Source organism: Bacillus sp. AFS017336, assembly GCF_002555445.1.
Classification (GTDB): domain Bacteria; phylum Bacillota; class Bacilli; order Bacillales; family Bacillaceae_G; genus Gottfriedia.
The window spans coordinates 214,174-236,821 of sequence record NZ_NUCO01000003.1 but is presented as its reverse complement, the minus strand read 5'-3'; the positions used below and the strand labels follow the sequence as shown (position 1 = coordinate 236,821).

Below are 22,648 nucleotides of genomic sequence, written 5' to 3'. Positions count from 1 at the left end.
AATAATGGAGAAAATTCTCTTAAAATATAATATTAGGGGGAAATGTATTCTAGCAATAAAAAAAGAAATATAAATCAAGTATCTTCTTCAACGGACCCCTAACATTCCACTCACAATGCATAAGAGTTAATCGATTTCAATCATCTTTCACCATTTCACCGTTAAGGCCCCCAATTAAACTACTAATAATTTAAAAAATCCACTATCTTCCTATTATTTAACACTGGCTATCCCCCACCAATTCTACTAAAATAGAAATATTGTAATAAAATGTAAACTAGCTATTGGAGGAGTATTGTGTCAACTTATAAATCACAGCTGAAACGCATCGTAGAAGGGTTAAAACATACTGATCCAGCGATTCGTTCCGGTGCAATTCATGACTTAATCGTACTATCAGATGTAGATAACTTACAATTTAATTTATTTACATTAGAATGGTTAGCAAAAGAAGCTGCTTATCCATTTCCAAAGCCAATTCAAGTGTGGGATGAACCAAGTTATCATCTGATCAATTTCATCACTGATTTCCATTTACCTGAATTAACTGAGTGCTTAATCAAATATTATCCTGAATATAGTAAGGCTGCTAAAGAGGAAGTCATTCGATACATAAGCGATTTTGATGGAGAAGAGTATGAAGTTGCTATCTTGGAGTTAATCGAACAAGATATTCAACAAAACCAAGTTGTTTTACCTTTAGAAGTGTTGTACGACAATCCTGGCATTGTTATTAAATTATTAGACAAGCATACTCATTTATTTGAAGTAGAGGAATATAAAACTACTTTTTACCGCCTGCTGTCATTCTGTTTAGATAAAGGTTATTTAGATCGGTTCAAAGTAAAATACATTGCACCATTATTATTAGCAGATTATCAAAAGCTAAAAGAAGAATTTGTAGCTTATCAAAATGATTATGATATTAAGTTTGTGTATGGTTCTTGGAAAGAAACTTACTTACAAATTCGCTCGATCATGTCAATCTATCTTTCTTTAATGGAGTATTATTTTAATGACGAGATGACTCCTGTTATAAAAGAAGCGATGTCATTTCCAGACCCGTTTATTCGAACAAGTGCGATTATCGCCGCTCTTCAAAGAGACATTGACGTAACTGAAGAACTTATGATGGATTGCGCTACAAATATAGAATCGACTGAATATTTCTATTGGGAGTTACTTAGAATTCGAAAAGAACATCTATTCCCTATTAAAGAGAAAAAACAAGAATATTTTGCTAAAAGTCATTTATTCCTACATATCGTGCAAGAACATGATTTCATACCTGAACAAATCGATTTAATCAAAGAGCTTGATATTGAAAACACATATGATCAACCCGTACGTTATTACTTAACTTCAGTTTCATATGATGACCAAATCATTCCAGCTTGGGTAGGTGCTTACTCTTTAGAGGAAGATAATGACTCTATTCATATGTGGGATGGTACTTATATAGAAGATGGACAGTTTGGTGAGAAATCAATTGAAGAGCATGTACAACAATTTATGAACAGAAGAGATTCTGAAAAAGAAGCAGATGCATCCATTGTTTACTATAAAGGGAAACCAAAAACAGGTATATGGATCTACGTTTTGTACGCTATGCTAGCAATTAGAGGTTACCGAGCATTTTCAACAATGGACCCGGTCTATCTCACTTTAGTAAGTATTTTCGCAGTTTTAATCGTTTCATATCATATTTATAAAATCACACAATTAAAAAATAAAATCGAAATCATTGGTGATGTTGTACGCTATACTAAGAAAAATACTTATTCTCAAATTTCACTAGAAGACATTAAAAAAATAGCAGTTCAAAAAGCTGACATGAAAGCAAGATTCCTAGACCGTCGTTCAAAAGTTGTAGTCATTTACAACAAACAAAATAAAGTAGCACTAGAATTCCCATTAGAATGTGTTTCATATGATGAATTCTCATTTGTTATTAATCAATTGACGGATCATTTAAAAGAGCAACCACATATTCAGCAACAATAATTAAAAGAAGAGATGCCGTTTTAATTTAACGTCTTCATATTAAATTGCTAAATGTAGTAAAAGAGGAAGTGAATATGCTTCCTCTTTTTAAATGGTCTCAATATCCACCCCAAAATTGATACTTATACTTATTAAAATCCATTTGATGCTTCAAATATTTTTGGAAAAATCCCATCTGATCTTGATTAATTTCAAAAGTTCCAATAACGGGATGATTGGTCGATAAATTAAAAATTCTACGATACTCATCGAGAGAAATACCTGTAAGTTCTTCGTCTCCCACGATTATTTCATCATCAATTTCATTCCATTCAATCATCCTAGTCGTTTCTTCTTCAGTGAAATAATAAGGTGATTGTTGAATTCGTTCTGCAAACAGTCTATTATTTTGAGCATATTGCATAGCCGATAAACAATCAACATACGAACCAATATACATATAGTAATCCCAACCAAAATGCACAAAAAATTTGTCCTTTAAATACAACTCACAACCTAGGAAATTTCGTAAAACCATTTTACAAATCAGGCGTATCTCGCCAATATTTACCACCATATCTTCATTAAGTATCAATTCGTCAAACTCTGTTTCGTATAAAGAAGATTTCTTATCTTCTTCAGAAATATTCAAGATTGATAGCTTTAAAATTCGCAATGAGTTAATACCACTTTCCTCTAAGAAATTAATAATAGTTTCAACATAGGCAGCTTCAACTTGAAGATATTCATCTAATGTAAATTCTTTCCCATAAATGATTTTTCCAATTTCAGAAAGACAAGTCCACTCTTCTGTTAGGGAATAGGAACCATCTTCATTTCTAAAATCAGGATTGTACTTTGTAACGCGCCACTGATAATTTATTTGATTAGTCAACTTGCTCCTCCTCAATTCATCTTTATTAAATAGTATCATTAATATTAAATTTTTTAAGTTTAATATATTATTACTACTTTAAATAAAATCTTATATATTTATCATTCATTTTCACTATAAAAATAGCAGGTTAATCAGAAGGCGCATTATTTTTAATGCTAGATCTAATCAAAACTCAACAATAGTCTTATTTTAACAATAAAAATAGACAGACCTGTAATTTGCGATTTGGTCTGTCTTTTGACTTAATTTATTCGAAACTCCATTTTCCTATTTTTCGTCGCCATTCCAATTGACTCATAAAAATGGATTGCATTTTGATTACTCTCAGAAACTCCTAACTCAATGCTATCAACATTCAATTCCTTAGCGAAATTAAATACAAATTGCATAAGCTTCCTTCCGATTCCCATTTTCCTTTTCGCATCATCAACACATAAACTATTTACAAGTAGAATCTTTCTCGCATTAACAAATGAATTTTCATGTACTTCTTCTTCCTTTAATACTGCCACTCCTACTATTTCCGCTCCTAAAATGGCCACATAGATATGTTGTTGCTCATCTTTCAGTTGATGATGAAAATCCTCTTCCCCTACTGGAGTCGAGTTCTCTTTGTATAGGTCAGGTCTCTCCAAAACGTGCAAATCATGAACTTGTCTAAATAAAGATAATAATGAATCGTAATCCTCATTTTTAGCATTTCGAATATGAATCTCCATGCTTCTCACCTCTTCAGTTGTTTATCATTTCACTTAAATATTATCTTATCCTAAAGAATTCAAGACAAACTTTTTAGTTTCATTGATCATTCTATTCATTATAAAAGCCTTTAAAGTAACCGTTCCTTTTGAAGTATTTATACGCTTTTTCATGTTTATTTTTCATTTCTTTTAGACCCTTATTTAAGTAATCTAATGTTTGTTTAGCAAATTCTCCATTTCCCTTCGAGTCACTATTACTTGCATTCATCACATCCATTATATAGGCATCTTTAGAAGCAAAAGCATAATTAATCCATAATATCAGACCTTTATCAGGGGTCTTTTTAAATTTGAAATTCTCTAGTAATTCATCTAACTTCCCTAAATCTTCCATCGCTTTTTGTGCCAATTTCTCTTTTTCATTTGATTTATTTAACTGTTTTAAATCAGCTTTTACAAGCAGTAAAGAAGAACTTATTTTTTCTACTTTATTTTCATTCGTTTTTGATATTGGATATGAATTCGATTTTTGATAAATAAAAATACCTATTCCAATCATAATGATCGCAAAAAATATGACAAATATTTTAGTAGTTTTCATGCTACAACTATTCCTCCGATTTTTAATATGACCCCACAAAATACCAATCTTTATCTAACTTTTCAATTTGTTTAAAGTCACCGCCAAAATCATTTAAGGACGGCTTCGCATGTGGAGAATAGACAAATCCAGAGAAATTGTCTAGTACGCCTCGAAAAGTATAGAATAAGATTTTTATATTATTCCCATCTCCTTCAACTACGATATCTCCACCACCTTTAGATAGCGGAGCATATTTCTTTGGAAGGTGGATTAGCGTTTTGTTATATGAGACATTGGGCTTTAGTGATCCATTCGATACCATCTTCACTACTTTTTCTCTTTCAGATTTATGTTCTTTAAATGCTGCGTTTAAAACGATTTGATTAAAAGGTACGAAAATTAATAATAAAATAGTAATAATTTGTACTACTACCGGCTTCCAATTCTTATTTTGAAATAAGACGATGAAACTGATAACTGTAACAAATAAAAAAAATCCAAATACAATTAACAAAACAAAAGGCATTAGAAATACTGTTAAAATGTCCTCTATGTGCCACTGTGTAAATTCAAAAATGATAACGATTATACTACTAATAATTGATAATATTAATAAGAAATTTTTCTTCAACTTCATTAAACCTTCCTCACTTTTATAGGCTTTCATTCTATTAAAAACGCATCAAAAGGAAGAACAATAATGTTCTTCCTACATACACAAGTCTTGATTTTGCAAGCAAACTAATTAGTTGATTTATTTAATTGATCTATTCCCTTTTCAATTGAAGTATATAGCAGACCTGCTACTACTAATCCGATAAAGGAAATTACTGCTACTAATATTGTGTGTAGTATATGATTCTCCACAAAAGTTGCTAAGAATCCAATACTTATAGCGATTAAAATTAAAATTGAAACTTTATAACTTCTTTTTAATTGTTCCAAGAACATTCGCCTCTTTTCTAACGATCAAAGATGCTTGTGTATGTATATGTAGTTTATCTTGTCCTCAAACAAATGGATACATTTTTTTCCAATTTTGTTATTCCTCTAAACCTTCTTCTGAAATTTGCTTACCATTTTTATCAAAGTATTCATAATTAAATTCAAATCCACTGTCTTTTCGTTTAGGCATATTTTTGAATTTAATATTTTTTTCTTTATTTCCTTTCAATTAATGTGACTGATTAATGATTAAGTATAGTGCGAAAAGTATAAGGACTGAAAAGACTAAAACTCCTACTTTGGATTTAAGCATATTACTACTCCTTACTCGAAAAATGAGATTTTGATTTCCCTAATAAGATGACTTCTACAATACTATTCAAATACCCTCTAATACTAAGTTGGCTTATTTTCAGCCTAATATATATTAAAAATTAACTTCCGTACGATAATAGGTATAGTAAAAAGACTGCATTTAAACAGTCCTTTAAAATTAATTATCTTCAATGATGTCCAGAATATGATCTTCCAATATTTCTTTAATTGGTCTAATGAAACTTTTTCCTGCTCCCCAACCAAAATCAAATAATCCTTCTCCATTACCAGAGGAAATACATTTCACATATGTCACACTACTAAAGTCATCAATTGTAACGGTTAAAGTTGCGGTACTATTATTCCTAAAAAAGAATTTCTCGAATACTAGAATTACAATTTCTTTCTCACCAGCTACTTTACGATCCTGAAAAATCAAATTAGATGTTAAATCTGAGTCTTCCAAAATAAATTTAGCCGCTTCATCTGGCTTTACATTTACGGTGAATTCTAAGTAATGTTTCATCGTGTTTCCTCCTATATATAAGATTTAATTTGAAACAGTGACCAAGTCATCCATCGTTAGTAATGAATGAAGAATTAAACCCGCTTCGTATAAATTTTCTTTCCCATTTTGTTGGCGATCAATTACACATAGAACATCTGTTACATTTGCACCAACTTGTTTTAAATCTTCAGCACTAAGTTTAATCTGTCCTCCAGTTGTGACTACATCTTCTATAATACAAACCTTCTTACCTTGTATATCGGCACCTTCTGCAAGTTTACAAGTTCCATAGGCTTTAGCTTCTTTTCGTACAAACACTACTGGAATTCTCGTTTTTAGAGATAAAGCAGTAGCAATCGGAATCCCACCCATCTCTAAACCTGCCAATACCTCAGTTCCTTCAGGTATATAACTTGATAGTTGCTCAGCTATTTCTTTTAAAAGTTTCGGATTCGATTCAAACAAATATTTATCAAAATACTCATTCGATACTAATCCCGACCTTAATGTAAATTCACCTGTTAAATGGGCAATGTTGTAAATTTCCTGCGCTAATTGAGCTTTATCCAATATTGAGTCCCCCTTAAAAGTTAAAACATTTACTTTCATTTAATTTTAGCGATTCTTCTGTCTAAGTTTCAAAAGCAAATTATCCTATTTTAGTTGAAGTGAAAAAGACGAAATTTTCCCAAGTTACAGTTAATGAAGTTGATATATAATTGAGTAATGAACAATATTATTTATTTTTCTTTTCATTTACATTAACTTTTACATTTTAATGTATAAATAAATATAAATTTATGGAGGGATTAGATCTGTCGTTATTAAAGAAATATATAAAATGGCTTTTTAAAAATAATGTTAGAAAATATGATTTAGCTGAATTCCTGACTGAGATGACTTTCCTTTTGATATTTTTTTTGTTGCTTTCGCATATGAAGATTTCTTTTAAATTATTCTTATTACTGTGTTTTTTAATGGTAAATCTAGCTGTATTGTGTGAGGATCATACTAGAAAAATATTAGGTAAATTTAATGTGCCATTTCCAAAATGGATCAGTGCTTTGATGTTTCCAGTATTTTTGATTTTCATTTTTATCTATAGACATTAATTTTAAAAATTATATTTCATAGTTTATTGGACGCATTAGTTACATAGCATGATTGTATAGACACAGACATATTTTTTATTCAGATAGAAGGGATTGCGTTAAATGACATTTAGCAATCGTTTTTTCAAGAACAGGGTAAAGACTATCGTAATTACTCAAATGATATTGGGAATTCTAATCACAGTATTTTTTATTTTTTCTTTAAAATCATATCCAGTTAATTTTTTCTATTCTGGTCTTATAGGAACAACCCTTGCGTTATCTATGTTTTTATCGGGAATAGAGCAATATATTTTAAAAAAGAAAAGTCGGTCAATTGCCTTCTTTGTCTTATCGATAATTATAATTTTAGTTGCAGCACAATCCTTTTACATATCACAACTACATAGGTAACTATTATTATGCTAACACCGTGCGTTAGTTACATAAAATCTAGAATGAATTTACATGATTCAATGCATAACCATGTGCTGTATTAAAACACATAAAATACAAAACAGTGAGAAATGAATGCTTCTCACTGTTTATTAATTAATTCAGCTGTTTTACTCATTTGTAGTCTAGAAAATTTCTTTGATTGATATTCGCTAACAAATGTAGAACCTAGTAGTAATGCCCCACCAATCATTTGAACAACAGTCATTTGTTCTTGTAAGATAACCCCTGAAATCAATATAGCTACAAATGGATCGACATAGCTTAACATAGCAATGCTCTGCCCCTTTAAATTTTGCATCCCCGAGAAAAATAACCAAAATCCAACTCCGGTGTTAATAATGCCTAATAGGATAATAAAGAGTATAGATGATCTTGGTACTTCTAAAATGCCAAATCCCTCCGTAAACAGTACATAAGGCAAAAGAAGTATCGCAGTTATTCCAAGTTGGATGATTGTAATCTCTAACTTGGCTATGTGTTGAATAAATTTATTCAATAACATTAATGCAGCATAAAATGCTGCTGCAACTAATCCAAAAAAGATTCCAAGTAGATCGCCTTTTCCAGATGCACTTATACCGTTTCCAACAATCATTATCATCCCTACTATTGCAACGCCAATGCAAATAACCTTTTTGATAGATAATTGTTCTTTAAGGATTACAGGTGAGAGAATCATAACAAATACTGGTGCAAAGTAGTACGCTAATGTTGCATTTGTGACTGTCGTATAGTCGTATGATTTATAGAGGAAAATCCAATTTCCACCTAGTGCAATTGCAGAAAGCAATATGATGGAAGCACTTGCTTTTACTAATTTCCACGGAATACTTTTTTTCATCACAAAAAATACAAACATTAAAATACACATCCGATTGAACTACTTAGTAAAGCCGTCTCACTTGAAGATAGATCAATAGATTTTACAACTAAACCTATTGTGCCAAAAATAATCATTGATAATATAAACTGTATTTTAGATTTCATCGGTCAATCCAAGTACTTTCCCCATAATCATCACTACCCCATCCCTTTCAAACTTGAATTTTGAATAGGGTTAGCATAGCATAATTATATATATTACAAAATTGAATGTTTATCATGTTATCTATGACAAAATCGAATGATAAGGAGGTCGAGTTATGAATATCCAAAAATATATGGCATTTGTCAAAGCTGTTGAGCATGGAAGTTTTACAGGAGCTGCTGATGCATTAAATTATACTCAGTCTGGCATCAGTCGTATGATTAGCGATTTAGAAGCTGAATGGGAAATTACTCTTTTTGAAAGAGGACGTACAGGGATTACTTTAACATCTGATGGTTTAAAATTATTGCCTCAGTTAGAACGTATCTGTAATGAACATGAAATTTTACGTATGCAGGTTGAAGACTTGCATGATATGAAATCAGGAATGATCCGGATCGGAACTTTTTCAAGCGTGGCAACTCATTGGTTACCCAATATGATTAAATTCTTTAAAAAGGATTATCCAAATATTGATTTTGAACTCCTTTTAGGCGATTATTCTGAAATTGAAAACTGGATTGTAGAAGGACGTGTTGACTTTGGATTTTTAAGGTTACCGACAAAAGTAGAAATTGAAACAATTTTTGTGGAGGAAGATCGTTTGCTTGCAGTAATTCCTAAAGACCATCCACTTGCTAATTGTGACAAGTTTCCACTCAGCGAATTAGAGAACAGTCCATTTATGTTACTAGAAAAAGGAGGAAAAGCAGATATATCGGAAATTTTTGAAAAAAATCAAATATCACCTTTAATACATTTTACAACATGGGATGATTATGCGATCTTATCTATGATAGAAAATGGTTTAGGCATTAGTATTTTACCAGAATTAATTTTACAACGTATCCCTTACAAAGTAATATCGAAAGAGCTAGAAGTACCTGCCTTTCGAAATATTGGGGTTGCTATGCGAGAGGAAAAATCACTGTCACTTGCAGCCAAGAGATTTTTAGAATATTTATCCTATAGAAGATTAACAATTGAACAGTCTGATTAAATCACATGATGCTTATGAAAAGTCAGTTCTTTAGTATAACTAGAAAATCGGCTGAAAAGTCGATTTTTTTATTGAAGTAAATAGTAGATTATCTGAAAGGAGTTTATAAAGAATCTAGCGAATATACTACTATTATTCTATTTCAATTTTGGTTTTAGAAAGAGGGAAAAATTTTGAAACTAAAATACAAACAACATTCAAAAGCAAAGTTGGTTGGATATAGTATTTTATCAAGTATTTTTATATTTTTCTTACTCATAGTATTTTTGGTATATGCAAATTGGGATGTATTCCGTTATACATATCTTTTCTTCTTAATACCTTTAATACCGATCATGATTCTTTTTTTGTTATTTATTCCAAAATCTTTATTTTTTATCAGACTTAATTCTATTGATTATTTGAATTTAGAGAATAATATACTCACGATCCATCATCAAGGTATATTTAGTTCAAGAAAAGAAATAAAAGTTGAAGAAATAGAAAGAGCATATGTTATTAGTGAAAAATTTATCTTAGCAATGCATTCTGAGGAAGAAGTTGTTATTTACATTGATAATCTATTAATGAAAGATTTTGAGAAATTGATAAAGGAATTAAGTAGCTCTTTCACTATTACTAAAAATTTTGATTTATTGTAACTAAAATAAGGATTTGTTGCTCAATCAAGGACTGCTCAGGCGTTTCTAGTTCTTTAGTTGTATAACAATCGACTGCTTCGGGGATCATAGGACATTAAAGTAAATCGTAAAAGGCTGTATCAAAATAAATAGTGACACAGCCTTTTACTTTATTTTACGATACTGATCACAAAACCATCGTACCCTTTAGTACCAACTGTTTGTATAGCCGTAGATTCAATACGAGGTTCATTTTCTAATAGTTCCATAAATTTACGTACACCTTGGACTCGGTCATCCTCACTATTTTCGTCAATAACTTCACCATTTCGAACGACATTATCGCTGATGATTAGTGCCCCATTATTTGCTAATTCTAATGCCCATTTTATGTAATGGGGATTATTTGGTTTGTCTGCATCAATAAAAATTAAGTCAAAAGATTTTCCTTTTTCTTTAAGGGTAGGCAAAGTTTCTAATGCTTTTCCTACTATGACTTCGACTTTGCTCGTACAACCAGCGTTCTCAATATTTTTTTTAGCTATTTTTGCATACTCCGGTTCAATTTCAAGTGTGTATACTTTACCAGTTTCAGGGAGTGCGCGTGCGAGCCATATACTACTATATCCACCTAGGGTACCGATTTCTAATATGTTTTTAGCTCCTTTAATTTTCGCTAATAGGTATAGAAGTTTACCTTGTGTTGGTGAGACATCAATTTCTGGAATACCAGCCTCTTTATTGGCTTTCAATACTCCTTCAAGTGTTGCATCAGATGGTATTAGTTTATCTATAAAATATTCATCTACATCTTTCCAAACATCATTCATCATAATGGTAACCTCTTTTCTATATTTTCTAATTCTTCTAACAAAAGTGTATAATAAAATAAATCATAATAAAAATATATAATTTTTATTTATCCATAACTTTAAGTTATAGGTAGAGGTGAAATGATGAATATACATGGGTTAAAATTATTTTATCAAGTAGCACTCACAGGTAGTTTCACAAAGGCAGCTAAATTGTTGCGTATTAGTCAACCTGCAGTTTCTAGCCAAATTAAAAAGTTTGAACATGAAATTGGCGTTCCTTTATTTAAGCAACAAGGTCGAGGAGTTGTATTAACTGAATTCGGGATCGCATTAGCAGAAAAAGCAAAAAATCTTGTTACTCTTGAAGAGAATATTGAATCATTTATTGAGGATTATAGACTTGCCAAGAAAGGAACAATTAAAATTGTTGCTACGTATCTCCCTGCAAATTTTTTAATTCCTAAATGGGCAGCTACGTTTAAAAGTGCAAATGAAGATGTAAATTTAGTCATTACAACCGCTAATACGAAAGATGCATTTGAGCAACTCATACATTATAAAGCCGATATTGCAATTTATGGTGGTGGGGTATCGGAAAGACCAGAAGAAGTAACGTGGGAAGATTTATTTGAAGATGAACTTTGGTTCGTTGTATCTCCTACTCATCCGTTTGCTAATAAAACTATCTCATTAGTCGAGATGGTTAAAGAATCATTTATTATGCGTGAAGAAGGAAGTTCGATGAGGGATCAACTTTTTTCTTTATGTCAAACTCACCAAGTAAGTCCACCAAAAATCTCCCTTCAATTTAGTGGGATTAATGAAACAATTCGTTCCGTAATGGCTGGATATGGCGCAAGTTTTATTTCATCTCTCGCTGTTAGTGAGTATGTAGATAATGGACAATTGGCACGAGTGTATGTACAGGATATACATATAAAAAATAAAATCGCTATTTGGACAAGAAAAGCTGAGAAGCATAGCTTACTTGTGGAAAAATTCATAGAAATTGTTAAAAATAGTCTGTGAGTTGAAGAATATAAATCCCTTTTTTTGTTTGCAATTTTTCAAAATAAATTGCATCGCTCGAATTGAAAATTGCAATGAAAGGTCGGCCACTAATGATTACTATTTTCGCATCAGTTTGGCTAGACCAAAAGCTGCAGCTGCTTTTAATATAATAAAATCTTGAACAACAAAAAAGCACACCAATTGTTTACTAAAATAAACTTTTGGTGTGCTTGATATTATGAGTTAAATCTTACCCCATTTTTAAATTCCATTTTTGGAAAGCTACTTCCAGCGATTTGGTCTTCAGGTATTGCTTTTTCAATTCTTGCTATATCTTCGGCACTTAATTTAATGTCTACAGACTTTAGAGAATCTCTAAGAGTAGTACGTCTTGATGCACCAACTAAAGTGATAATGTCATCACCTTTTGATGATAGCCATGCAAGTGCCAACTGCGGGATTGTGACGTTTTTCTCATCAGCAATTTTGCGTAATTGTTCTACAAGTTCAAGATTTTTGTCTATATTTCCTTCAGCAAACATCGGGATATATGATTTTGAATTGGTTTTTGAGAAAGTACCACTAAGCAGTCCATGAGCAAGCGCGCCAAATGCTACTACACCCACGCCAAGCTCCCGTGCAGTTGGTAAAATTTCTTTTTCCATACTTCTATTGAAAAGCGAATATTCCGTCTCGATGAAGCTTATCGGATGAACAGAATTTGCTCTTCTTAATGTCTCTGCATCAACTTGCGTAATTCCAATATTTTTTACATAGCCCGCTTTAACCAAGTCAGAAATTTCTCCGATCGTTTCTTCTACAGGAATACCTAAATCAATTCGCGCTGGTTGGTAAAGGTCAATATAGTCTAAATTTAATCTTTTAAGTGAATACGTTAAATAGTTTTTGATTGATAATGGTCTAACATCTAATCCATAGAATGCTCCATTTGGTTCAGCCAATACACCAAACTTAAGAGAAACAAAAGCATTCTCTCTTTTTTGGCCCTTAAGCGCTTCACCAATCACAGATTCACTTTTTCCAAAACCGTAAAAGTCTGCTGTATTTAAATGATTAATTCCGAAATCAAGTGCTTCATGGATGGTAGCGATATTTTCAGACTTATTTTCGTCTTTGATCATCCCGCCACAACCTAATCCAATTTTATGAAGTTCTAAGCCATTATTTTTATAAGTCATTTTAAATTCCTCCGCTTCCTCATCTCTACTCTCGAAATTTGTTTGTACTATTAAATATCTTTTTTAAAGATCTCATCGTAATAAGCAATTCTTCCTCAGTTAATTCTTCAGTAAATAAAGTCACCATTTCCTGAATTTTTTCATGAATTTCAGGCAAAATATCTTTAGCTTTTTCCGTTAAATACAACCGATAAGCCCTACTATTACTTTCATGTTGTTCCTTATATACATATCCTAAGTCGATTAGTTTTTTAATCGTCCTTGCTGACATTGCCTTATCGTGTCCGATTTCTTCACTCAGTTTATTTTGACTAATTCCCTCATTTTTTTCTAAAGAAATTAAATATAAAAATGAGCCACTACTAAGTTCGTACTTTTTGATAACTTTATCTAAATAAATTTGGGTATTTCTAAAAATCTTACTGTTCAGCATAATGAAATGCATCGTTTCTGTTTCGATTGTAATCACCACCAATTTTAACTGTTGACTAATCAACACCTATTGTATAGATTCGTTGTTGATTAGTCAACACTTTTGGTAAAAGAAAGTAGTATCCCTAGTTATGAATAGCTTCTTCAAAACGAATAATCCCTTATATTCCCAATTTTTTTATAGCTATTTTATCTAAAAAATTAGACAAAATAGATGTATTCAATTATTAGATATCGGAGTTGACTTATAGCTGTGAAAAAAGCTTTTTTTATTGTCATTTTGTCACTTGCATTATTTTTCTCTACAGAAATTACATACGCTATGGTTGCTACAACAGACGAAACAGTCCATTGCCCAATTAGCTTTCATATAGAAATTCAAGATTGGGAAGCTGTCAACAAAATAATCCCAAAATACTCATTGTTCACTGTAATCGATGTAGAAAGTGGAAAGAGCTTTAATGTACAACGCAGAGCTGGTAGTAGACATGCAGATGTTCAGCCATTAACAAGGGAAGATACTAGGATAATGAAGGAAATATACGGTGGGGAATGGAGTTGGCGCAGGAGGGCTGTATTAATTTTAGCTCAAGACAACCTAATCCCTGCATCCATGCACGGAATGCCACATGGAGCAGGTTCTCTTCCTAACGGTTTCCCTGGTCACTTTTGCATTCATTTTATGGGAAGCTCAACACATAAGACAGGAAAATCAGACTTATCTCATCATCTGATGGTCCTTAAAGCTGCTGGGAAGTTTGTTGAATATACGAATAACCTCTCACCTTCCCAAATGCTAAATGTAATATTATTTACGATTAAAAACGGAGATAAAGGTTTGATAAAAAAAATTGCCATAAGTGATCAAAAAAATTTCAAAGAAGAACTTAAGAAAATTGAAAAAATAGATGCTATACAGTGGACTTCACCACAAACAAGGGAAGTAGAAACAAACTCTATTGCATCTGAAATACCAGTTGAGCTTAATCTCTTTATAGAAAATAAAGGTCGGGTTAGAACCAATATTACTTTTACATTGGTAAGAACGTCACCTCTATCTCCATGGAAAGTGAATATTGATCCTTTACTTTCAAGAATTAATTAGTTGTTTAGTTACAGGCTCTGAGGAATTACTTGATAATGATTTTTCTGCACATTTAAAAAGAGGCAATTTTTAGTTGCCTCTTTTTTAAATGCTGATGTTTGAACTAAAAAAGTTGTCTAATTAGACAACTTTAGGAAGTCTTATTGAACTAAGATATGCGTTAGTTCAATAAGTAATTTATTTCATTTTTAATCTCTTTTTATTACTGTTTACTTTTAGTAGTATCTATCCAAATTCCAAAAATTTTAATTGCAGATACTTCCATTATTTTTTTATTTGGTTTAATAAAGGTATAATCATAACTTACATAAATAATTCTATAAAGCTCTTCGCTTGAGTCCCAATCAAGTTTTTCGTTATTCGGACCTGTCCATCCTTCTGTATGGTTAGTTCGATCAGAATGAATGTTTTTATTCCTTGCTAAAAAATCCTCAAAAGTTGAACCACCTACAAAAGTCGATATTAAATAAAAAATAAATAATAATACTATTAACCAACTTACACTAATTTTCTTTTTCATTTTAAGTCCCTTCAATAAGGTTAAACTATAATCTCTAACTTACGAATGCTCTAGTTGAACAGCGATAATTCATTTAATCTTAAAGAAACTAAATATTGTATAACTGGCCCAACTACGCATATGCCAAATACAATGGCAGCAAATTTCATTTTTTTACTCAGTTTTAATGAATCATTGAGTTTAAAAATAATAAAAGCTAGAATGGCTCCAAAAAATGAACCAACAATGCCACGCTTTAAAATTAATATTAAGTAATCAAATTTGTTTAAATAAATAATCTCATTTCCTTCAAATGTTGTGGTAATTTCATAATGTTTAATAAATAAAATAGCAATTGCTATACCAAACAAAAAGCCATAAATGAGACCTTTTCTAATAGCTTTTTCCAAATTATTTCCCCCAAGATATCAATATGTATTTACGAACCTATTAATATTATATCAGAATTAAAAATAGAAACTGATTCATTCAGTTCCCATTTTTATAACTAGTGCATGCGTTAGTTGCATTAGTGGAAAATATAATGGCTTAACAATGGAATACCAAAATAGCCTATTAAAATACCAATTAAGATACCAAATATAAAAACTAATATTAAATTTTTGTTATTTTTCATAGATAGAACCTCCAAAAATTAATTACTGGATTAATTTATTTTACCATAAATTGGAATTTATTTCGTTGTTTTTTGAAAGCTCTTATTGAACTAACCTGCCATTTTGTTGAATAAAAAAATCGACTAAATAGCCGATCTTGTTGTTCAACTAATGCACTGCGTTAGTTGCATAAGATTTTTATTTAATTTCATGTATAAACCAAATCTCGCCTCCAAAAATATCTTCATCTACTAATTCTTTATCTTTTATTTCTTCTTTAATTCCAGTTACTTTTAAACCGTTAGGAATAACTAATCCCAATTCATCAACTAAATTCCTATTACTTTTCATTTCAACCCATTTAGTATATTCATCTTCTCTTTCTGGAGAAAAACCTTTATAGTTTTCATCTACTGAACATATTTCGATTTTTGAAGAATACCAGTAATGAAAATCAAGCATTAATAATACCCTTAAATCTTGTCGATCATCAGGTTTATTTTTTATTAGATAATCAGTTTTATCAATCAATTCTTGAATACATTGTTTTTGAACTTTTAATGGGGTTTTTACTGAGTTTAACCATTCTGAACCGTTGCCTGGTAGATGCAATTCCCAATATCCATTAAAAGGTACATCTGGGAATACTAATGCCAAATTACTTAGTTCTTTTTTGAATTGATTAATTCTTCTTTTCAAACCTCTTATCTTTTTTCTACCTTTCATTAATATATATTCACTCACTTTACTGTTATATTGTTGTTGAACTATCGCATTGCTTTAGTTGAATAAGAAAAAACTATATTTAAATTGATTTATTCGAAATTTAAAGGCTATACCAACATTAATCCCAATAATTAAACATTACATCACCAATTGTTATTGGGCCCCAATATTTTACTTGTTCTTTAATAGTACGAACATTTCTTAACTCCTCATGTTCTTCTATATTAAATTGCTTGTTCAATTCTATTACTTTCATAACTGTATAACCCGAAAAATCTTCTGCCAACTCTTCAAAGTCGATAAAATCCAATGGGAATGAGTTTCCAAATTTACCGTTTTCATCAGAAAGACAGAATGCTACAAATGGATGTGCTACATTTACAACTACATATATAGGTTTAGGTTGAAAGAAAAACTTTACTGCATAGAAGTTTTTATAATCTTCTTCTAAATCTCTTAATATCTCATATTTAACATGTTTTTTTAATGCTATTTTTTTACATCTTTCATAAAAATCGAACTTATTTATTGAGGGTGGCTCAGGGTCCTCTCCAGGCATGTAATATCCCCCTGTTATTCCATATGGTAAATTCATTTTAGTCATATTTAACCCCTTTATTAAATTGTATTTTAATTAAAATTAATTCTATATGATTATACCAATTAATTTGGCCTTAATTGATACACAATAGTGAAATATTCTTTTCTCTTATTGAACTATACTGTCATTTTGTAGAATAAAAATAGAGCTACCAAAGTAACTCATGTTGTTCAACTAATGCATTCGTTTAGTTGCATAGCTCAATAAATTAATAGACATCGTCACATTGAACACTAACAGTTTGCAAATTCTTATTTTTGATGGCAATATAATCCTCTGTTCCCCAAATTATTAGTAACAAACATTTGAAACTTTAAGATAATTATCTTTTACATTTTGGATTTAACTTTATCAGTAAACCGTAAATCACTAACACGGTATTTTTTAAAGTTTTCCTTGGCCTGCTTTAAAGATAACTTATTAGCTCCACCTTCATATTCTTCGTCTTCATTTTGAACTATATCATCTTCCCAAAAACATACTTGACATATCTCATAACTTTCACGTTCCTCTTCCTCAAGAGTCTTATTACCACAACATGGACAAGGATACAATTTTTTCATTTGAAATCCCCCTATCAATATTGGCTTATCATATCATATTTATTGAACTGAACTGTCATTTAGCTGAACAAAAAAATCGACTTTTCAGCCGATTGTGTAGTTCAACATATGCATGCGTTAATTGCATAACAAATACGCTATTTTCATTAATTAAAAAAGTTCCATGTAACCCAGTAATACATAAATATAGTTAATGGAATTAAGATTAAATGTGATATAAAAATTGACCAAGTTTGTTTATTATTCCTCGTCAATTTCAGGGAATTCTTAAAATATGAATTCAAAATAATAGCACCTACGATTGTTACTAAAGCGCAAATAATATAAGAAACCACATTTGCTTTACTTTCGCTAAGACTTGCTGTTGCTAAACCAATAATTACGACTAAAGGAAAGCTACAGGGATAAACAAGTAAATAGGAAAAGAAATAAGGTAAATATTTATTTGTCGTAGTTTTTTTATCCATTAAGAATATGCTCCGTTTCTACTTCCTCTTGGTGTTTAAAAATATTACTAATAGTATAACATGTCCTTGTTCAACAAAACTGCCATTTAGCTGAACAAAAAAAACGACTTTTCAGCCGATCGTGGAGTTCAACATACGCATGCATTAGTTACATAAGATTATTTTTACTCAAGATACTCTTGATGCCATGTTTGTTTATCTTCCTTAATTTTTGCCAATGCTTCAACCTTTGCAATATCTTGTAATTTCAATAGATAATGTTAAGCAGTCTGCGGGGGAATCTTTTAGGAGAGTTGAGTAGATTTTATCTATGAGGAGCTCGGCTAGCTTTGCTAAGGGCATGACAAAAGGAGAGAACACAATGTTCTGTCCTTCTATTCTCGTTTAATCAAATTGTTTACTTCTAACCAGAAAAAACACCATTGATCCTATTGTAGTAATTGATAAAATTTCGAATGAAAATAGATTATAATCATAACTCCCATAAAGTGGTTCGTGGAATAACTTTTTAAGGATCAATACACCATATAACAATCCTAACAACACGAAATAATAATATTTAGCAGACTTATTAAAGATAAGGAATAAACCTTCACCTATAGCACATCCACCTAATACAAAAATTAATCCGAATATAGCATATGAACCGGTTGAACCCACAAATTCCGCGTTGTTAAATACTCCATCTGAATCGATAAGATTAGGTATAGAAATACCGATTATTAGAATAAGATAAATGAAAAATGATGAAAAGTAAGCTTTTAAAAAATTCATTTGTACCTACTCCCTTGTAATGATTATTGGTCAAATAATTGTTTTCCATTTGCATCGTAATATCTATAAAGTAATTCATACGAACTAGATGTTTCATGCGAAGTGAGTATACCAGCAGTAGCTTTACCTACGTTAATTTCATTTTCTGTACCACCAAAGGCTGCGTTTTGAAGACTAACACTTAGTTTCGTTGCAATGTTTTTGTGGTTACTTATAACAAGTTGCACAAGCTCTCCATCTTTAGATTCTCTGAATAGTGGATAAACTAAAATGTTGTATTTAAGTTTATTTTGAGGTTGAATACCAATATACCCAAATTCAGCTTCGCCTACATTGTAATTTCCAAGTTCATCTTTTGAAAAGAATACATAAGCAGGTATATCATCATGCAAATAAGCAACATATCGTCTATCTTTAAAATCTAATATTTTAATATTTAATAATTTCGATGGACTGTTGCCGACTATCTAGGGATTTAATTGTTTTTAAGATATTTCGTTTATTGTTCCCATCCGGATGACTTTGACTTTTATCTATTGTTGGTCCACCGTAATAAGTGGCAACGCCTAATACTATTAGGCATAGAAAAACTATGATTAAAGTCAATATCATTCTTAATTGTTTGCTAATCATCACTTATCCTCCTTATATTAATTACAATAAACTTATAAATCTAAAAGCAAGGCATTTTTACTTTGTTTTTTGAAATGCCTTTCATCTATCAGAAATATAGAAAGTAAGTACTCCTGTTGAATGACCGTCCATAGTATGACTAATCTTAACACCTAAATTACCTGAAGTATTATAAACTTAATTCCGGGTTGTGTTACAAGGTTACCCTCCTTAAACACATGAAGTGATCTATACATCCAATAAATAATTCTCCACTGGAAAGCTTCTTTCCTTGTTCAACTAAACTGCCATTTTGTTGAATAAAAATAGAGCTGCTAAAGCAACTCTAGTAGTTCAACTAATGCATATGCTAGTTTAATAGGCTAATCATAGATTAATTGATAGATACACCGTAGAAACTAACTACTTATTTATCATTTTTATATATTTGATCATTAAGACATTAAAATATATTTCTGTTCCAACAGAAGTAACTAAATCGAACCAGTCGGTCTCATCCAAGGAAATTGAAGGATCAATATAAGGTAGAACTAAATAACCAACAGTCATAATAACCGCGATTAGGACAAAAAATCGGAGTGTGAGTGGAAGGTACAAACTAAAATAGCGAAATACAAATTCCTTCTCATCCCCTTGATGATTTATTTTATATGCTATATAAATTCCAATTAGATTGATAACCAGATAGCTAATCAAATCAATAATATCTAAGATGTTAAAAGTTTCAGTTAACAATAATAACGGAAAAGAAAATATTGCGAATAAAGAAATACCTATTATTTTTTGGTATCTTTGTGCCTTACTGGACATACTCTCTTCTTTTAAAGCTTGAACGAGTCCCTTTATATTCCAAATGTACATATGTTAACTCCTTAATGATTTACAAGATAATAGCTATTGAACTAAAGATATTTAATGATATACCTACTCTTTATATTTTTGTTTCCGTATTTGATTTGTGTCCCCACCAAAACCCCAACCATTGCTTTCAAGAAAATCCTCAAATCTATCTAAAAATTCATTCATATCCACAGATTGTTGGAAACCATTCTTTAAAATTATTCCTTCAATTTTTAAATTAATAAATTCGTCTTCATTAAGTGTCGCTTCTTTTTCCCATACAGGTTTCCACAAAGGATCTTTCTCAAAACTCCCATTAACCACTCTACGTTTTAATCTTTTCTCACTTGCCCCAAATGAAATAAAGTTTCTCTGTGCCTGCCTTAAACACACACTATTAGCGCCACCCCAACTATCTGGCTTATCTTCCATTACATTATCTTCTTCCCAAGAACAAACATTGCAGATTTCAAAACTACCTTCTCCTTCTGAAAGTGTTTTAAAACCACAACATGAACAAGTATACATTTTCATCGTTCGCACCTAATTTCTAATTGTTTTTATAGCTTTATCTTAACATTCCTTATTCCACTAATCTGCCATTTTGTTGAATAAAAAAAGCGATCTTCTATTGAAGAATCGCATGTGTTAGTTGTACAACATCACCAATCAAAAAATAAGCAGATCTATGATCGACTTAAGTTTTTATTAAAGCCCCGTTAGTTCAACAAAAAACTATTTTCTCTCTTTTCACGCTTCTCGCTATAATAACTTATATCAATTATTGTGAATATGTAGTGTTACTGTCTCTTTTCAACAAATAACAAAATTAGTGTTGCTAATGGACCTAATACAAGAGAAAGTAAAAACCAATTTAACCCCGTTCTATTCTTCCCTTGAGCTAGTGCAGCATTTATCAATGCCAATGTACCCCAACCTACGAAATATTGGTTATCCATCATTTGACCCCCGCATGCGTTAGTTCATAAAAACTATAAATATTTCTTGTAAATATTACTTCGATTGATTCTTTTTTTTACTAAAAAACATTATGACATCAACAATTAAAAGAACTATAAAATATATCGAAGCTGCTTTTTGGTTAATTAAATATGTAAGAACACACATGACAAATGCTAATATCCCGAGCCATAAGTATAAATTTGAGTTATTATTTTTTTTCTTCATTTTTTCTCCAAGTTAATCCATACAAAATATTTTAATAATAATAATTATTATTAAGTATAACATGTTTTCGGTATGTCTTATTGAACTAATCTTCCATTTTGTTGAACAAGAAAAAACCGCTTCATTTGGCAGCTTCTATTCAACTCATGCATACATTTGTTCATTAAATATCGTAACAACTTATTTGTAAAGGAATTCCTATTCCTCCAATAGTATTAATAGCCTTTGGATCTAAAACAAAATTACACTGCCCTTCATAAAACACTCCAATTACCAAGTCGATATTCTCTGCTCCGCACTTTTTAATTAGTTCGATATGCTTGGACAAATTCTCCGCAAGCCATAGCAATCCGTAATCGTCTATTTGTTTGTGTTTTTCAGGTGGATATAATACCCAATCACCATAAGGAGAAGGTTTATCTTTGTATACTCCTTTTGTTCTTATGTCCCCAATTTCAATCTTATTCATAAGAGTAAGACCAGTTAATTGTTCTACTTTATTAGGCGAAAAATTATTACCGTATAAATGACAAGCAATATCCATTTTATTTATCATCATTAATACCACTTTTCTTATATTTTAAAAATCTTTTATTCAACGAAAGCATGCGTTCGTTGTATAGGCGTTAAAATTTAATTATGTACTTTATTTAATATTCATAAAAAGGTCCGTAATACGTTTCCATACCAAATAAGAACAATAACAAAGCAACAATTGTTAGAATAAAAGAAATTATTGTAATAAAACGAGAAACCTTAATTCCCTTCTTGATTAAATAAAAAACCAAAGCATAAGGTAAACAGGCTACAAAAAAAGGTACTCCTCCAGCGAAAGCGGAAAAGAGAATTAATCCCCCGACGAAATTAACAACTTCATCAACTCCAACTATAAATATAGTTAAAATACTAATTATAAAAGGCAAACATAAAAACAATGTTTTTATACTTATTGACTTCAAACACTCACCCCCAAATATTAATTATATACCTTTTCTAATAGTGCCTAGTAGATGTAATTGACAAAATAAAAAGCTGCATAAATGCAGCT

Annotated in this window: 29 protein-coding genes and 2 pseudogenes; 5 read left to right on the top strand and 26 right to left on the bottom strand. The window is 30.8% G+C overall.

The window, feature by feature from the left end; translation table 11 throughout:
- Window positions 1-297: 297 nt before the first annotated feature.
- Window positions 298-2,004: a hypothetical protein gene (locus CN601_RS01725; protein WP_098169794.1), complete on the top strand. Its 1,707-nt coding sequence runs from the start codon at window positions 298-300 to the stop codon at window positions 2,002-2,004.
- A 97-nt stretch (window positions 2,005-2,101) separates the two neighbouring features.
- Here CN601_RS01725 and CN601_RS01720 read toward each other — a convergent pair whose 3' ends face one another.
- The 9 genes and pseudogenes from CN601_RS01720 to CN601_RS01685 all read right to left on the bottom strand — a co-directional run bounded on the left by CN601_RS01720 (window position 2,102) and on the right by CN601_RS01685 (window position 8,470).
- The gene (locus CN601_RS01720; RefSeq protein ID WP_098169793.1) at window positions 2,102-2,878 is read right to left on the bottom strand and encodes a DUF7683 domain-containing protein; all 777 of its coding nucleotides are present in this window, start codon (window positions 2,876-2,878) and stop codon (window positions 2,102-2,104) included.
- Window positions 2,879-3,123: 245 nt separating this feature from the next.
- Complete coding sequence (locus tag CN601_RS01715) at window positions 3,124-3,600, bottom strand: GNAT family N-acetyltransferase (protein ID WP_098169792.1); 477 nt, start codon at window positions 3,598-3,600, stop codon at window positions 3,124-3,126.
- A gap of 91 nt (window positions 3,601-3,691) precedes the next feature.
- On the bottom strand, window positions 3,692-4,183 hold the full coding sequence (locus CN601_RS01710; protein ID WP_098169791.1) for a hypothetical protein: 492 nt from the start codon (window positions 4,181-4,183) through the stop codon (window positions 3,692-3,694).
- Window positions 4,184-4,205: 22 nt separating this feature from the next.
- Entirely contained in the window at window positions 4,206-4,802 is a 597-nt protein-coding gene (locus CN601_RS01705; RefSeq protein ID WP_257131577.1) for a hypothetical protein, read from the bottom strand.
- A gap of 104 nt (window positions 4,803-4,906) precedes the next feature.
- The gene (locus CN601_RS01700; protein ID WP_098169790.1) at window positions 4,907-5,110 is read right to left on the bottom strand and encodes a hypothetical protein; all 204 of its coding nucleotides are present in this window, start codon (window positions 5,108-5,110) and stop codon (window positions 4,907-4,909) included.
- 97 nt (window positions 5,111-5,207) lie between these two features.
- Window positions 5,208-5,339, bottom strand: coding sequence for a hypothetical protein (locus tag CN601_RS27330; protein ID WP_257131576.1), 132 nt, complete (start codon window positions 5,337-5,339; stop codon window positions 5,208-5,210).
- Window positions 5,340-5,603: 264 nt separating this feature from the next.
- Window positions 5,604-5,951, bottom strand: a complete 348-nt coding sequence (locus tag CN601_RS01695) for a DUF6054 family protein (RefSeq protein ID WP_098169789.1) — start codon at window positions 5,949-5,951, stop codon at window positions 5,604-5,606.
- Window positions 5,952-5,975: 24 nt separating this feature from the next.
- The gene (gene pyrE, locus CN601_RS01690; protein ID WP_098169788.1) at window positions 5,976-6,503 is read right to left on the bottom strand and encodes an orotate phosphoribosyltransferase; all 528 of its coding nucleotides are present in this window, start codon (window positions 6,501-6,503) and stop codon (window positions 5,976-5,978) included.
- 1,059 nt (window positions 6,504-7,562) lie between these two features.
- Window positions 7,563-8,470, bottom strand: a pseudogene (locus CN601_RS01685) (DMT family transporter).
- A gap of 155 nt (window positions 8,471-8,625) precedes the next feature.
- On the opposite strand from CN601_RS01685, the gene CN601_RS01680 reads away from it, so the two are divergent.
- Window positions 8,626-9,510: a LysR family transcriptional regulator gene (locus CN601_RS01680; protein ID WP_098169787.1), complete on the top strand. Its 885-nt coding sequence runs from the start codon at window positions 8,626-8,628 to the stop codon at window positions 9,508-9,510.
- Between the two features lie 173 nt (window positions 9,511-9,683).
- Window positions 9,684-10,151: a hypothetical protein gene (locus tag CN601_RS01675; protein ID WP_098121245.1), complete on the top strand. Its 468-nt coding sequence runs from the start codon at window positions 9,684-9,686 to the stop codon at window positions 10,149-10,151.
- 149 nt (window positions 10,152-10,300) lie between these two features.
- Here the strand turns inward: CN601_RS01675 and CN601_RS01670 are convergent, their stop codons facing one another.
- On the bottom strand, window positions 10,301-10,963 hold the full coding sequence (locus tag CN601_RS01670) for an O-methyltransferase (RefSeq protein WP_179865392.1): 663 nt from the start codon (window positions 10,961-10,963) through the stop codon (window positions 10,301-10,303).
- Between the two features lie 123 nt (window positions 10,964-11,086).
- Here CN601_RS01670 and CN601_RS01665 point away from each other — a divergent pair, with 123 nt between their 5' ends.
- On the top strand, window positions 11,087-11,974 hold the full coding sequence (locus CN601_RS01665) for a LysR family transcriptional regulator (protein WP_098169785.1): 888 nt from the start codon (window positions 11,087-11,089) through the stop codon (window positions 11,972-11,974).
- A 218-nt stretch (window positions 11,975-12,192) separates the two neighbouring features.
- Here the strand turns inward: CN601_RS01665 and CN601_RS01660 are convergent, their stop codons facing one another.
- The gene (locus tag CN601_RS01660; protein ID WP_098169784.1) at window positions 12,193-13,155 is read right to left on the bottom strand and encodes an aldo/keto reductase; all 963 of its coding nucleotides are present in this window, start codon (window positions 13,153-13,155) and stop codon (window positions 12,193-12,195) included.
- 25 nt (window positions 13,156-13,180) lie between these two features.
- On the bottom strand, window positions 13,181-13,588 hold the full coding sequence (locus CN601_RS01655) for a MarR family winged helix-turn-helix transcriptional regulator (protein ID WP_179865391.1): 408 nt from the start codon (window positions 13,586-13,588) through the stop codon (window positions 13,181-13,183).
- 252 nt (window positions 13,589-13,840) lie between these two features.
- Between CN601_RS01655 and CN601_RS01650 the strand changes: the two genes are divergently transcribed.
- The gene (locus CN601_RS01650) at window positions 13,841-14,692 is read left to right on the top strand and encodes a hypothetical protein (protein ID WP_098169783.1); all 852 of its coding nucleotides are present in this window, start codon (window positions 13,841-13,843) and stop codon (window positions 14,690-14,692) included.
- 202 nt (window positions 14,693-14,894) lie between these two features.
- Here the strand turns inward: CN601_RS01650 and CN601_RS01645 are convergent, their stop codons facing one another.
- The 14 genes and pseudogenes from CN601_RS01645 to CN601_RS01585 form a co-directional block, all read right to left on the bottom strand.
- A complete protein-coding gene (locus tag CN601_RS01645) occupies window positions 14,895-15,212 on the bottom strand; it encodes a hypothetical protein (protein ID WP_098121240.1) in 318 nt (105 codons plus the stop codon).
- A 50-nt stretch (window positions 15,213-15,262) separates the two neighbouring features.
- Window positions 15,263-15,601, bottom strand: a complete 339-nt coding sequence (locus CN601_RS01640) for a hypothetical protein (RefSeq protein WP_098121239.1) — start codon at window positions 15,599-15,601, stop codon at window positions 15,263-15,265.
- Window positions 15,602-16,006: 405 nt separating this feature from the next.
- The gene (locus tag CN601_RS01635) at window positions 16,007-16,507 is read right to left on the bottom strand and encodes a DUF3916 domain-containing protein (protein ID WP_257131575.1); all 501 of its coding nucleotides are present in this window, start codon (window positions 16,505-16,507) and stop codon (window positions 16,007-16,009) included.
- Window positions 16,508-16,652: 145 nt separating this feature from the next.
- Window positions 16,653-17,138: a hypothetical protein gene (locus tag CN601_RS01630; protein WP_142317288.1), complete on the bottom strand. Its 486-nt coding sequence runs from the start codon at window positions 17,136-17,138 to the stop codon at window positions 16,653-16,655.
- 326 nt (window positions 17,139-17,464) lie between these two features.
- On the bottom strand, window positions 17,465-17,698 hold the full coding sequence (locus tag CN601_RS01625) for a CPCC family cysteine-rich protein (protein ID WP_098121235.1): 234 nt from the start codon (window positions 17,696-17,698) through the stop codon (window positions 17,465-17,467).
- Between the two features lie 146 nt (window positions 17,699-17,844).
- Window positions 17,845-18,165, bottom strand: coding sequence for a hypothetical protein (locus tag CN601_RS01620; RefSeq protein WP_098121234.1), 321 nt, complete (start codon window positions 18,163-18,165; stop codon window positions 17,845-17,847).
- A gap of 384 nt (window positions 18,166-18,549) precedes the next feature.
- Window positions 18,550-18,939, bottom strand: a complete 390-nt coding sequence (locus CN601_RS01615; RefSeq protein WP_098121233.1) for a hypothetical protein — start codon at window positions 18,937-18,939, stop codon at window positions 18,550-18,552.
- A gap of 23 nt (window positions 18,940-18,962) precedes the next feature.
- Window positions 18,963-19,331, bottom strand: a complete 369-nt coding sequence (locus CN601_RS01610) for a hypothetical protein (protein ID WP_098169781.1) — start codon at window positions 19,329-19,331, stop codon at window positions 18,963-18,965.
- Between the two features lie 37 nt (window positions 19,332-19,368).
- A complete protein-coding gene (locus CN601_RS01605) occupies window positions 19,369-19,575 on the bottom strand; it encodes a hypothetical protein (protein WP_142317287.1) in 207 nt (68 codons plus the stop codon).
- A 399-nt stretch (window positions 19,576-19,974) separates the two neighbouring features.
- Window positions 19,975-20,433, bottom strand: a complete 459-nt coding sequence (locus CN601_RS01600; protein WP_098121231.1) for a hypothetical protein — start codon at window positions 20,431-20,433, stop codon at window positions 19,975-19,977.
- A 258-nt stretch (window positions 20,434-20,691) separates the two neighbouring features.
- Window positions 20,692-20,946, bottom strand: a pseudogene (locus CN601_RS27970) (CPCC family cysteine-rich protein); the annotation flags it as partial.
- 266 nt (window positions 20,947-21,212) lie between these two features.
- Window positions 21,213-21,371 (bottom strand): hypothetical protein, encoded by a 159-nt coding sequence (locus tag CN601_RS26730; protein WP_167395904.1) that lies wholly within the window; start codon window positions 21,369-21,371, stop codon window positions 21,213-21,215.
- A 392-nt stretch (window positions 21,372-21,763) separates the two neighbouring features.
- Window positions 21,764-22,159, bottom strand: coding sequence for a hypothetical protein (locus tag CN601_RS01590; protein WP_179865390.1), 396 nt, complete (start codon window positions 22,157-22,159; stop codon window positions 21,764-21,766).
- A gap of 91 nt (window positions 22,160-22,250) precedes the next feature.
- Complete coding sequence (locus CN601_RS01585) at window positions 22,251-22,559, bottom strand: hypothetical protein (protein ID WP_098121228.1); 309 nt, start codon at window positions 22,557-22,559, stop codon at window positions 22,251-22,253.
- Between the last annotated feature and the right edge of the window lie 89 nt (window positions 22,560-22,648).